Source organism: Phenylobacterium sp. 58.2.17, from assembly GCF_026411515.1.
Classification (GTDB): domain Bacteria; phylum Pseudomonadota; class Alphaproteobacteria; order Caulobacterales; family Caulobacteraceae; genus Phenylobacterium.
In genome coordinates this window covers 57,238-69,319 of sequence record NZ_JAPMTQ010000017.1, presented here as the reverse complement: position 1 = coordinate 69,319, position 12,082 = coordinate 57,238, and the positions used below count along the sequence as shown (strand labels likewise).

The following is a 12,082-nucleotide window of genomic DNA, read 5'->3' as shown; positions in this document are numbered from 1 at the left end:
CGCCGCCCTGGCCGCGCTGAAGGAAGCGCCGCCGCCCGCCCGCCGTCCCCGCCGACGGCGCAAGCCGAAGGCCGCGCGGGGCCAGGGCTCGTGAGCGACGACGCCTGCCGGGCGGACGTGTGGCTGTGGCGCGCCCGGTTCTTCAAGACGCGCTCGCTGGCCGCCAAATTCCTGGACGACGGCAAGGTGCGCCTGACCCGCGGCGGGACGCAGACCCGCATCGACAAGTGCGCCCGGCCGGTGAAGATCGGCGATCGGCTGGTCTTCGCCCTCGGCGGGCGGCTGATCGCCGTCGAGGTCGCCGCCCTGGGCGAACGCCGCGGCCCGGCCGAGGAGGCCCGCACGCTCTACGCCCCGATGGACGCCGACTGACGGCCGCCCTAGAGAGGGGCCATGGCTTGGACCCGGCGCTACGACGACCCTGAACCCCAACGCGTCAACAAGTGGCTGGCGCAGAGCGGCGTCTGCTCGCGCCGCGAAGCCGAGGGCCTGATCGCCCAGGGCCTGGTGTTCATCGACGGCGAGCGCGTGGACGACGCCGGCCGCAAGATCCTGCAAGGCCAGACCCTGGTGCTGAACGACAGCGCCCAGGAACAGCTGAGCTCCAGCCTGTCGATTGTGCTGCACAAGCCGATCGGCATCGTCTCGTCGCTGCCGCAGGACGACCAGGTCGAGGCCGTCACCCTGCTGACTCGTCAGGCGCTGTGGGGGGACGCCCCGGCCACCATTCCGACCGCCGCCAACAATCTGGCCCCGCTCGGCCGCCTGGACCGGGAGTCGCGCGGCCTGCTGGTGCTGTCCGAGGACGGCGTGCTGGCCAAGGCCCTGATCGGGCCCGAGAGCGAGATGGACAAGGAGTACAACGTGCTCCTCACCGGGGTGATCACGCCGCAGAAGATCGCCCTGCTGCGCCATGGCCTGGAGCTAGACGGCCGCAAGCTGCGCCCGGCCAAGGTCACCCAGCTGACCGAGCAGAAGCTGAACATCGTGCTCAAGGAGGGCCGCAACCGCCAGATCCGCCGCATGGCCGAGCTGGTCGAACTGCGCGTCGTCGACCTCATGCGCGTGCGCGTCGGGCCGCTGAAGCTGGGCGACCTGCCCGAAGGCAAGTGGCGGCCGCTCACCGTCGAGGAACGCCAGGCGCTGATCACCGCCTCAAAGGGGTGACCCGAAAGGGAGCTGCTTTCAAAGCCAAGCTTACGCCGCCATAGTCGCCGCCAAGCGCAATGGATCAGGCGATGAGCGACGAGCAGGCGAACACGGCGGTCGGAACGGCGGAGCGCCGGGGGTTCAACCCCATTCGCTATCTGAAGGGCCGCGCCGGCCGCAAAGAGTACTGGATATGGTTCGGCGTCGTGTGCGCTCTGGGCCTGATCATGAGTTTCTTACCAGGCGAACCGTCGAATTCCGGCTTGGCGGTCGTCTTTGCAGCCGTACAGATTCGTCGTCTGCATGACTACGGCCGCAGCGGGTGGTGGGTGGCCGCGCTGTTCATCGTGCCGCTGCTCGTGCCGATCGCCGCGTTCGAGCTCGGACTGCGGGGCCAACTGCCCGAGGCGGAACAGTTCGCCAGGGCGGAAAGCTGGTCTTCCATTGCTACGGTCGTCGCCATCGCCGGCCTTCTGGCCGTCTATGTCTGGATGGGCCTCCGCCGCGGGGACACCGGAGACAACCGCTTCGGGCCGCCCCCTGCCTCCGACCTGAAAAGCATCGTCCTGCCCCGGTAGGCCGCAATTGCCCCAGGCGAGCGCGCAGCCTAGCGTAGCCGTATGCAACGCCTTGTGTCCGCCGCCCTGCTCGCCGCCCTGTTCAGCTCCACCGCCGCCCACGCCGCGCCCAAGCAGGAGACGCTGAGCGTCGCCGGGCTGGCCCAGCCGGCCGAGATCCGCATCGACCGTTGGGGCATCGCCCACATCTATGCGGCCGACACCCGCGACGCCTTCTTCCTGCAGGGCTACAACGTCGCCCGCGACCGCCTCTGGCAGGTCGACCTCTGGCGCAAGCGGGGCCTCGGCCTGCTGGCCAAGGACTTCGGCCCCGACTACGTCGCCCAGGACCGCGCGACCCGCCTCTTCCTCTATCGCGGCGACATGACCCGCGAGTGGAACGCCTATGGCGCAGGCGCCAAGGACAACACCGAGGCCTTCGTCGCCGGCCTCAACGCCTTTATCGACGAGATCGCCGCCGGCAAGCGGCCGCTGCCGAATGAGTTCCAGGTCGCGGGAACCAAGCCCGACCGCTGGAGCGCCGACGACGTGGTACGCATCCGCAGCCACGGCCTCACCCGCAACGTCCCGAACGAGGTCGGCCGCGCCCGCATCGCCTGCGCCGCGGGCATCGAGGCCGCCCGGCTCTACAAGCACATCGAACCGAAGTGGGAGACCAAGGTCCCCGCCGGTCTCGATCCCTGCGACGTCACCGAGGCGGTGCTGGGCGACTATGAGCTGGCCACCCGCGGCGTGCGCTTCTCCGGATCGCAGGCCAAACTCGCCATGCTGGAGATCCCGCCCGAGGCGATCGGTTCGAACAACTGGACCGTCGCCGGCGCCCGCACCGCCAGCGGCCGCCCGATCCTGGCCAACGACCCGCACCGCGAGCACAGCACCCCTTCGCTGCGCTACATCGTGCACATGGAGGCTCCCGGCTTCTCGGTGATCGGAGCCGGCGAGCCGGCCCTGCCCGGCGTCTCCATCGGCCACAACGGCACGGTCGCCTTCGGCCTGACCATCTTCCCGGCCGACCAGGAGGATCTCTACGTCTACGAGACGAAGGCCGACGCGCCGCTCAAGTACCGCTACGCCGACGGCTGGGCCGACATGACCACGGTCTCCGAGACCATCGAGGTCAAGGGGCAGGCGCCGCGCAAGGTCGAGCTGCACTTCACCCGCCACGGGCCTGTCGTCTACGCCGACGCCGCCAAGTCCCGCGCCTTCGCAGTGCGCAGCGTCTGGGCCGAGCCGGGAACCTCCGCCTACTTCGGCTCCATGGGTTACATGACCGCCAAGGACTGGCCCAGCTTCAAGGACGCGCTGTCGGATTGGGGCGCGCCGTCCGAGAACCAGGTCTTCGCCGACACCAAGGGCGACATCGGCTGGGTCGCCGCCGGCAAGGTTCCGAAACGCCCGAACTGGGACGGCCTGACCCCGATCCCAGGCGACGGCCGCTACGAGTGGACCGGCTTCCTGAAGCTCGACGAGCTGCCCAGCACCCACAACCCGGCCTCCGGCTGGTTCGCCTCGGCCAACCAACTCAACCTGCCGACCGACTACCCCTACGCCGACCGCAAGGTCGGGTTCGAGTGGTCGAACGCGGCGCGCATGCAGCGGATCGAGGAGGTGCTGGCCGCCAAGGACAAGCTGACCCTGGCCGACGCCATGGCCCTGCAGACGGACCCGACCGACGTCACCGCGCGGCGGATGAACGCCCTGCTGGCCGGCGTGAAGACGGGCGACGCCAAACTTGCCGCCGCCATCGCCCTGCTGGCTAGCTGGGACCAGAAGACCGCCGCCGACAGCGCCGGCGCGGCGCTCTACGAGGTCTGGATCACCAAGCACCTGGGCAAGGCGACGGTGGCCCGCGCCGTGCCGCAGGCCGCCCGCGCGGCGATGGGCAACGGCGACATCGCCGCGGTGATGGCGCTGCTCGAAGCGCCGGACGCCAGCTTGGGCGCCGATCCGGCCGGGGTCCGCGACGCGATCCTCGGCGAGAGCCTGCTTGCCGCCTATGACGAGATCGCCGGCCAGCTCGGCCCCGATCCCAAGGCCTGGGCCTGGGGCAAGCTGCACCAGGCGCGGTTCGACCACGCCCTGAGCCCCAAGGCCCCCGCCGCCGAGCGCGAGGCCTGGTCCAGCGGAACCGCGCCGATGGCCGGCACGGCGCTCTCGCCGCTCGCCGCGACCTGGCGTCCGAACGACTATCGCGTGGTCGCCGGCGCCTCGTTCCGCATGGTGTTGGACGTCGGAGCCTGGGACAACAGCAAGGCGATCAACACGCCCGGACAGTCCGGCGACCCGGCCAGCCCGCACTTCCGCGACCTGTTCCCGATCTGGGCGAAGGGAGAATACGTGCCGCTCAGCTACTCGCGCGCGGCGGTCGAGGCGGCGACGGAGACGGTGATCAGCTTGAAGCCGTCGGGCGGGGCTAACACCCCTTCCAGATAAGTTGCGGGCCCCGGCCATTGACTTTGGGCGCCCGGGGCCGGAAAAACCGCCGCCCGATGAGAGCGGCCGGAGTTGTACCTCGCGATGACCTACATCGTCATGGATCCTTGCATCAAATGTAAGTTCATGGACTGCGTCGAGGTGTGTCCGGTCGACTGCTTCTACGAGGGCGAGAACTTCCTGGTCATCAATCCGGACGAGTGCATCGACTGCGGCGTCTGCGAACCGGAATGCCCGGTGGACGCCATCAAGCCGGACACCGAGGACGACCCGGATTCCAAGTGGCTGAAGATCAACACCGACTACGCCAAGGTCTGGCCGAACATCACGGTGAAGGGCGAGCCCCCCGCCGACCGCGAGGAGTTCGAACGCGAGACCGGCAAGTTCGAGAAGTACTTCAGCGAGAAGCCGGGCCGCGGTTCCTAAGGGCCGCCCAGGGGGCAAGCCTTTCTTTCGGCTGATTTTTATGCTACCTTCCGCGCTGATGTGACGGTTGCGATCAAGCGCGCCGCATCTTTTTCTGCAGAAGAGCCGTCCCCGGCCAGTGTTACGCCGCAAAGGCGAAGGGTGTCCTAGAGGTCTATTCCGTTCCTACAGGGGTAAGACACCGCGCAGTTTTTGCGGCGGGTGTCCTTTGGCCTTGTCGGTACAGGTTAACGCCTCTTAACGGGTGCGGACGAGTCGAAAGGACTTGAGCGAATGAGCAAGAGCGGTCTGGAATTCTCCGTCGGCGATCACGTCGTCTATCCGGCTCATGGCGTGGGCCAGGTACAGGGGATCGAAACCCAGGAAGTCGCCGGCTATTCTCTCGAAGTTTACGTCATCACCTTCGACCACGAGAAGATGACCCTCCGCGTGCCGACCGCCAAGGCGCGCGGCGCCGGCCTGCGCTCGCTGGCCGAGGGCAACGTCGTCAGCCAGGCGCTCACCACCCTCAAGGGCCGCGCCCGCGTGAAGCGCACCATGTGGTCGCGCCGCGCCCAGGAATACGAAGCCAAGATCAATTCCGGCGACCTGATCTCGATCGCCGAAGTGGTCCGCGACCTGCACCGCGCCGAAAACCAGCCCGAGCAGTCCTATTCGGAGCGCCAGCTCTATGAATCGGCGCTCGACCGCATGGCCCGCGAAGTCGCCGCCATCGAGCGCATCGACCGCGAGGAAGCCATCACCATCCTCAACAAGAGCCTGGTGAAGGCGGTGGCGGCGTAAGGCCTCCAGCCCATTGCAAGTTCGGGACGCCCGGCCGAAAGGTCGGGCGTTTTCGATTCCGAGGCCCCCATGCCGACCGCCCCGATCACCTTCATGGACCTGCTGTCGCGCCCGCGCTCGAGCGCCGACCTGCGCATCGCCTATGGCGATGATCCGCTGCAGTTCGGCGAGCTGTGGCTGCCGCCGGGCCAGGGCCCGCACCAGGTGATGGTGATGATCCACGGCGGCTGCTGGCGGGCCGACCTGCCCGGGCTGGAGCTGATGGACTATGCCTGCGCCGACCTGCGCGGCAACGGCCTGGCGGTCTGGAACATCGAGTACCGCCGCATCGGCCACGAGGGCGGCGGCTATCCGGGCACCTTCCTCGACGTCGGCGCGGCGATCGATCACCTGCGCCTGCTAGCGCCGGCCCATAGCCTGGATCTTTCGCGCGTGGTCCTAAGCGGCCACTCGGCCGGCGGGCACCTGGCGGTCTGGGCGCTGGGCCGCTCGCGGCTGAACCGGGCCAGCCCGCTTCATGTCGAAGCCCCCCTGCCGGCGCGCGGCGCCGCGCCGCTGGCCGGGATCATCGACCTGGCCGCCTATCACGACCACGGCCCCGACGAGTGCGGCGGGCCGGGCGTCATCGACGCCTTGGTGGGCCTGGCGAGCCGGGACGCCGCCGACGTCTACGGCGACACCTCCCCGCCCCGCCTGCTGCCGCTGGGCGCCCCGCAGACGGTGATCTCCGGAAGCCTCGACCACATCGTCCCCAGCGCCTTCGGCGCAGCCTACGCCGCCGTCGCCGAGGCCGCGGGCGACACCGTCCAGGCGATCGACTTCGCTGACGCGGGACACTTCGAGCTCATCGACCCGACATCCGCGGCCTGGCCGCGCATCCGTAGCGAGCTGATCGCACTGCTCGGCTAGACCCGGGCGAAGATCGGGCCCCAAAGGACTTCGTAGCGCACCCGGCTCACCCGTCGGCGCGGCCGCAGCTGGTAGATTCCGGGCGGCAGCGGCCCGCCGTCCTCCCCGTCGACCCGCGCCCAGGCGCTGGGGTTCAGGGGATCGGCGAGTGCAAAGCCGTCGAACGCCGGCGAGGCCTCGCGCACGGCGCTGACGAGGTCCCCCTCCTGCGCCAGCCTGAACGGCAGCGGCGCGCCCAGCGCTCCATCCGGCCGGGCATAGAGCCCCACCGCATAGGTCTTCTGCCCGCGGACGACCACGCCGAACCCGGCCTGGGCGTAGCGCGGACGCAACAGGTTCGACCAGTGCGAGGAACTCCGTCGCCAGATGCCCATCAGCTCGCCGGCGTCGGCGACCTGCTCGGCGCGCCGATAGGCGATGTTCTCGCTGGCCGAGCCGATCATCCGCCGCGCCAGCAGCCCGACCCGGTGGCTCGGGTCGAACCCCTCGGGCGACAGGTGCTCGACATAGCCGCGGGCGGCGAGGTCGGCGGCGTGGCTGCGGGCGACGCGGGCCAGCTCGCCGTTCCAGGTCAGGACCGGCGCGCCGACGGCCGAACGGGCCGCATTGGTCAGGGACAGCAGCTCACGCTCGCTGGCGGCCTGGAACGCGCCGCCGCCGGCGTCGGCGACGCGGGCCCGCAGCCGCGCCTCATAGGCCAGCCAGACCTGTTCGGCGGCGGACGGGATCGCGCGGGCGGCGACCGGCGTCGCCAGCAGCCCGCCCAGGCCGGCGAGCAGCAACCTCCGCGACGGTGCGGCGGAGACGACACGGGATGGGGCGCGGTGCTGCATCCAGGTTCCCGTCGGGCCCGCTCGGGGTCCCTTGCTACGCTACATCTATACTCAGGCCAGGGCCGCGAACGCCCGCACCACCGGCAAGAGCTGGTCCTGATCGACCGGCTTGCGGATCAGCGGAGTGTCCGGATACCCGTCGCTCGGCAGGATTCCATAGCCGGTCGCGAAGACGAACGGCACCCCTCGCGCGCGCAGGGCCTCGGCCAGGGGAAACACCGTCTCGCCGCCGCCGAGGTTCACGTCCAGCACCGCTCCGTCGGGCGCCTCGTCCTGGCGCGACAGCCAGGCCAGGGCGGGCGCCAGCGCGCCGAACACCGCCACCTCGCAGCCGAGGTCGGTCAGCAGGTCCTCCATCATCATCGAGACCAGAGGCTCGTCCTCGACCAGCACCACGCGCGGGCTCATGCCAGCGCCACCCGCGGCGAGAGCGGCGCGCGCAGGCGGAATTGCACGCCTTCCGGATCGAATAGGATCTGCGCCTCGCCGCCCAGTTCCTGGGCCATGCCCTGCTCGATCAGCCGCGAGCCGAAGCCCCGCGCGGCCGGCGCATCGACCTTCGGCCCGCCGCGCTCGATCCAGCGGAACTCCAGCGCCCCCGGCGCCTCGCGCCGGTCCACCTCCCAGTTCACGTCGAGCCGTCCGCCCTCGACGCTGAGCGCGCCGTATTTGGTGGCGTTCACCGCCAGCTCGTGCACAGTCATATGCATCGCGACCGCGGTTTCCGGGGCCAGTCCCACCTGCGGCCCCGACACCGCCAGCCGTAGGCCGCCGACACCGCAGAACGGCGTCAGCGCCTGACCGACCACGTCGGCCAGGCGCGCCGGTCCCCAGTCGCCGCGGGTCAGCAGCTCGTGCGCCCGCGACAGCGCCCCGAGCCTGCCGTTGAAGGCCTCGACGAAGTGCGCCGGCGAGGCCGAGCGCCGCAAGGTCTGGTCGGCGATCGACCGCACCGCGGCCAGGGTGTTCTTGCAGCGATGGTCCAGCTCGCGGGCCAGCAGATCGCGCCGCTCGAGGGTCTCGTGCAGCGAGGCGTAGGCCTGGACATTGGCCAGGGCCGTGGCCGTGGCGCGGGCTATGACCTGCAGCAGCGTCACCTCGTCAGCGGTCGGCTCGCGCGGCTGGCTCCAATAGGCGCCGATGGCCGCGATGGCCTCGGCCGGGCGCACCGGCGTCATCACCAGGCTGCGCACGAAGGTCGGACGATAGGCGTCGTGCGGGATCCGCGGGTCGGCATAGATGTCGGGGATCACCGCCGTGCGGCCGTTCAGCATCGCCCAGCCGGAGATGCAGGCGCTCATTGGAAAGCGCAGGCCCTTCCAGAGCGGGGCGATCGCGTCCTCGTCGAGATAGACGCACTCCTCGCCCTCGCGCAGCACGAAGGTGACGCCGTCGGCGCCCGACAGCCCGCGCGCACGGGTCCGGACGATCTCGGCGATCTGCTCGATGCTGCGCGCGCCGGACAGGGCCTCGATCACCTCGACGAGGGCGAAGACCGGATCCTTCGGATCGCTCTCCGACATCTCCCTCTGAGCGTCCGCCTCCAACATGGCGTGCTCTCCCGACGCATAACGACTAGCCTTGGATTGAATCCTGCCCCATCGGCGCAGCAAGTCAATCTCGGGTTGATATTGCCCTAAATTCGCCGCGTCAGTCGGCGTCGGCGTGAGCCGGTGTCGCCAGGGGCGTCGCGTGGTTGGGACCGCGGTCCAGCTCGCGGGCCAGGGTCTCGCGGTCGAGGTCGCCCTCCCAGCGGGCGATGACCAGGGTCGCCACGCCATTGCCGACCAGGTTGGTCAGCGCCCGGCACTCGCTCATAAAGCGGTCGACCCCGACCAGGATGGCCAGCGAGGCGATAGGGATCTGCGGCGCCACCGCGAGGGTGGCCGCGAGCGTGATGAAGCCCGCGCCGGTCACGCCGCTGGCCCCCTTCGACGTCAGCATCGCCACCCCCAGCAGCGTCAGCTCCTGGGTCAGGGTCAGGTCGATGTTGGTCGCCTGGGCCAGGAACAGGGTGGCCAGGGTCATGTAGATGTTGGTGCCGTCGAGGTTGAACGAATAGCCGGTCGGGATGACCAGGCCGGTCGTCGTCTTGCCCGCGCCCAGCCGCTGCAGCTTGTCCATCATCTGCGGCAGCACCGATTCCGACGACGAGGTGCCCAGCACGATCAGCAGCTCCTCGCGGATGTAGCGAAGGAACTTGAAGATCGAGAAGCCGGCCGCCAGCGCGATCAGGCCCAGCACCACCAGCACGAACAGCAGCGAGGTGGCGTAGAAGGTCGCCACCAGCGCGCCGAGCTTGAGCAGCGCGGCCAGGCCGTACTTGCCGATGGTGAAGCCCATGGCGCCGAAGGCGCCGATCGGGGCCAGCTTCACGATCACCTGGATGATCGAGAAGAACACCTTGGAGATGTCCTCCAGCACGCCGGCGACCTTGTCGCCGAACGCCCCCAGCCGCGAGCAGGCGAAGCCGGTGATGATCGCGATGACCAGCACCTGCAGCAGCGCGCCCTCGGCGAAGGCGCCGAAGAAGGCGTCGGGGATCAGGCTGAGGATGTAGTCGGGCAGGCTGTCGCCGTGCTCGGCCTTCTCGACATAGCCGGCGGCGATGCTGGGATCGAGGGTGGCCGGATCGATGTTGAAGCCCCGCCCCGGCTTGACCAGGTTGCCGACGATCAGGCCGATCGCCAGCGCCAGGGTCGAGACGACCTCGAAATAGATCAGGGTCTTGGCGCCCAGCCGCCCGAACGCCTTGATGTCGCTCATCCGGGCGATGCCGGCGACGATGGTGCAGAAGATCACCGGCGCCACGGCCATCTTGATCAGTTTGATGAAGCCGTCGCCGAGGGGTTTCAGCGAGACGCCGAACTCAGGCCAGATCGCGCCGACCGCGATGCCGAGCGCGATCGCCACGAGAACCTGCACATAGAGCAGGCGAAACACTTTCAAGAACCCCATACGCCCCTCTATCGCAGCCATTCCCACCGGAACAGCCTTGCGCTATCACCCCCACCGGTCGGCCCGGTAGCTCAGCAGGATAGAGCAGCGCTTTCCTAAAGCGAAGGTCGGGGGTTCGAGTCCCTCCCGGGCCGCCAGTCCAGTCCAAAACTGGGCACGCCGCCGGCCGCCGATGGCTCGCCATGCTTGGCGAGCGTCCGCAGCAGGTTGGCTTTCGACCCCATGATCCGAACCTCGCCGTCGGCAACTTCGACCCGCTGGGCCAGCGCGCGCAGATGATCCCGGCGATAGCCGCCGTCGGGACCGCGCAGGCGCCGCCGGGCTGCGGCGGCGAAGGCCTGCAGTTTGGCCGGAGTGATCGTGGCGTCCTGCGTCGCCTCCGCCCGTTCGGCGTCGGACTGGGCCTGCTCACGGATCGCCCTCAGTTCGGCAATCCGTCCCTTCAGCGCCGGGTCATCCAGGGCGGCGACGCCGTTCTCGATGGCGTCGTAGAGCCGCCGGAGGCGAGCATCGGCCTCGGTCGCCCTGCGACGTAGCTCACCGACGTGTTCGCGGCGCCGCTGGGAGCGCTCCTTGCGATGGTCGAGAATGGTCGCGAGCAGTTCCCCGAGACGGTCCGGGTCCAACAGCCTGGCTTCGAGATACTGGACGACCAGGTCATCGAGCTTGGACATGGGGATGGTGCGCCCGCTGCACCCCGTCTCGCCCTGCCGGGCTTTGATGGAACAGGTGTAGTAGCGATAGCGCCCGCTCTTGCCGGTGCGGATGGTCATCGCCCCGCCGCAGTCGGCGCAGAAGCAAATGCCGGTCAGCAGAGTCGGACCGCTGACGACGCGCGGTGGCGTGACCGTCGGGTTGCGGGACCTCAGATGCGCCTGCACAGCGTCGAAGATCTCCTGGTCGATCAGCGGGGGAACGGCGACGGGGATGACCTGGTCATCCGGCTTGAGCGTCTTGGTCTTGCCACGCCGATTAAACTCGTGACGGCCCACATAGGCGGATCGGGTCAGCAGCCGATGGACCTGGCCCGTCCCCCAGCGCCCACCGTTGGGCGTGAGGATGCATCGACCGTTCAGGTAGCTGGCGATCGCCTTGACGCCCATCGGGCCGGTGGTCCCATCCCCCTCCAGTGCAAGACTGAAAATCCGCCGGACGGTGTCGGCGTGCAGCGGATCGATCTCCAGCTTCTTCTTGACCTTTGTTCCGCGCGTTTCGGCCGCGACCGACCGATAGCCGATCGGCGGATAGGAACCGTTCCAGAACCCCTGGCGGGCATTTTCCTTCAGAGCCCTGAGCGTGTGCTTGCCGTTCTCTTTCGACTGGTACTCGTCGAATAGCGCCATGATCTGCCGCATCATGACGTGCATCGGATCGTCCCCCAGCTCCTGGGTCATGGAGACCAACTTGACGCCGTTCTTGGCCAGCCGGCGGACGTAGAACTCGAGTTCGAAGTGATCGCGGAAGAACCGGCTGAAGGAGTGAACCACCACCACATCGAACGAGGACGGCTTGCCTGTCCCAGCCTCCATCATGCGCTGAAACTCAGGGCGCCGGTCGTTGGTCGCAGAGGCGCCCGCCTCAACGTAGATCTCGACCAGCTCATACCCGCGCGCCTGGCAGTAGGCCTCTCCCTGCCGACGCTGGTCAGGGATGGAAACATCCTGCTCAGCCTGGCGGGTTGTGGAGACGCGCAGATACAGCGCGGCGCGCAGGGGCGTGGTCATCGCAAGCCTCGGGCAGGATCAGGGCGGGCCGAAAAGTTCGCCGAGTATGTCGCCAAACCAGGCCTCGAACACCTCGACCTCTGCGCGATTCACCGGAACGTGTTGCGGCCAATCGTCGGTGACGGCCCAGGTCGAGAGGTCATGCATCGACGGCCGCCCCGGTCGGCGTGACGGCTCGATGAGATAGTCATAGAGATCGGTCGGTAGTGCGTTGAACGGGCTAGATTGGGCCATGCGTTCAACTTGGCGTTCCCGCAGCCCGCCTCAAGCTCGGATTCGGCCTGAAGGG

Annotated in this window: 13 protein-coding genes, 1 tRNA gene and 1 pseudogene; 9 read left to right on the top strand and 6 right to left on the bottom strand. The window is 68.9% G+C overall.

What is annotated here, in order from left to right; genetic code table 11:
- The first annotated feature begins 90 nt into the window (after window positions 1-90).
- The 7 genes from OUA97_RS13070 (at window position 91) to OUA97_RS13040 (ending at window position 6,278) form a co-directional block, all read left to right on the top strand.
- Window positions 91-372: an RNA-binding S4 domain-containing protein gene (locus OUA97_RS13070; RefSeq protein ID WP_267232338.1), complete on the top strand. Its 282-nt coding sequence runs from the start codon at window positions 91-93 to the stop codon at window positions 370-372.
- 21 nt (window positions 373-393) lie between these two features.
- Window positions 394-1,167 carry a pseudouridine synthase gene (locus tag OUA97_RS13065; protein ID WP_267232337.1) on the top strand — a complete coding sequence of 258 codons (774 nt, stop codon included), beginning with the start codon at window positions 394-396 and terminating at the stop codon, window positions 1,165-1,167.
- 71 nt (window positions 1,168-1,238) lie between these two features.
- Window positions 1,239-1,727, top strand: a complete 489-nt coding sequence (locus tag OUA97_RS13060; RefSeq protein ID WP_267232336.1) for a DUF805 domain-containing protein — start codon at window positions 1,239-1,241, stop codon at window positions 1,725-1,727.
- Between the two features lie 42 nt (window positions 1,728-1,769).
- Complete coding sequence (locus tag OUA97_RS13055; RefSeq protein ID WP_267232335.1) at window positions 1,770-4,160, top strand: penicillin acylase family protein; 2,391 nt, start codon at window positions 1,770-1,772, stop codon at window positions 4,158-4,160.
- Window positions 4,161-4,244: 84 nt separating this feature from the next.
- Window positions 4,245-4,586: a ferredoxin FdxA gene (gene fdxA, locus OUA97_RS13050; protein WP_267232334.1), complete on the top strand. Its 342-nt coding sequence runs from the start codon at window positions 4,245-4,247 to the stop codon at window positions 4,584-4,586.
- Between the two features lie 273 nt (window positions 4,587-4,859).
- On the top strand, window positions 4,860-5,369 hold the full coding sequence (locus OUA97_RS13045) for a CarD family transcriptional regulator (protein ID WP_267232333.1): 510 nt from the start codon (window positions 4,860-4,862) through the stop codon (window positions 5,367-5,369).
- Between the two features lie 69 nt (window positions 5,370-5,438).
- Window positions 5,439-6,278 carry an alpha/beta hydrolase gene (locus OUA97_RS13040; protein WP_267232332.1) on the top strand — a complete coding sequence of 280 codons (840 nt, stop codon included), beginning with the start codon at window positions 5,439-5,441 and terminating at the stop codon, window positions 6,276-6,278.
- Here the strand turns inward: OUA97_RS13040 and OUA97_RS13035 are convergent.
- The 4 genes from OUA97_RS13035 to dctA all read right to left on the bottom strand — a co-directional run bounded on the left by OUA97_RS13035 (window position 6,275) and on the right by dctA (window position 10,069).
- Window positions 6,275-7,111, bottom strand: a complete 837-nt coding sequence (locus OUA97_RS13035) for a CAP domain-containing protein (RefSeq protein ID WP_267232331.1) — start codon at window positions 7,109-7,111, stop codon at window positions 6,275-6,277. The two genes, OUA97_RS13040 and OUA97_RS13035, sit on opposite strands and share 4 nt — an antisense overlap.
- 51 nt (window positions 7,112-7,162) lie before the next feature.
- Window positions 7,163-7,519, bottom strand: a complete 357-nt coding sequence (locus tag OUA97_RS13030; protein WP_267232330.1) for a response regulator — start codon at window positions 7,517-7,519, stop codon at window positions 7,163-7,165.
- Complete coding sequence (locus OUA97_RS13025; RefSeq protein WP_267232329.1) at window positions 7,516-8,661, bottom strand: sensor histidine kinase; 1,146 nt, start codon at window positions 8,659-8,661, stop codon at window positions 7,516-7,518. Before OUA97_RS13025 ends, OUA97_RS13030 begins: the two co-directional genes overlap by 4 nt.
- Before the next feature lie 100 nt (window positions 8,662-8,761).
- On the bottom strand, window positions 8,762-10,069 hold the full coding sequence (dctA, locus tag OUA97_RS13020) for a C4-dicarboxylate transporter DctA (protein WP_267232328.1): 1,308 nt from the start codon (window positions 10,067-10,069) through the stop codon (window positions 8,762-8,764).
- Between the two features lie 60 nt (window positions 10,070-10,129).
- Here dctA and OUA97_RS13015 point away from each other — a divergent pair.
- Both OUA97_RS13015 and OUA97_RS13010 read left to right on the top strand, forming a co-directional pair.
- Window positions 10,130-10,206, top strand: a tRNA-Arg gene (locus OUA97_RS13015).
- A gap of 45 nt (window positions 10,207-10,251) precedes the next feature.
- Complete coding sequence (locus OUA97_RS13010) at window positions 10,252-10,605, top strand: hypothetical protein (RefSeq protein WP_267232327.1); 354 nt, start codon at window positions 10,252-10,254, stop codon at window positions 10,603-10,605.
- 114 nt (window positions 10,606-10,719) lie between these two features.
- Here the strand turns inward: OUA97_RS13010 and OUA97_RS23450 are convergent.
- Window positions 10,720-11,793: pseudogene (locus OUA97_RS23450) on the bottom strand (recombinase family protein); the annotation flags it as partial.
- An 18-nt stretch (window positions 11,794-11,811) separates the two neighbouring features.
- Window positions 11,812-12,027 (bottom strand): hypothetical protein, encoded by a 216-nt coding sequence (locus tag OUA97_RS13000; protein ID WP_267232325.1) that lies wholly within the window; start codon window positions 12,025-12,027, stop codon window positions 11,812-11,814.
- Window positions 12,028-12,082: the final 55 nt, after the last annotated feature.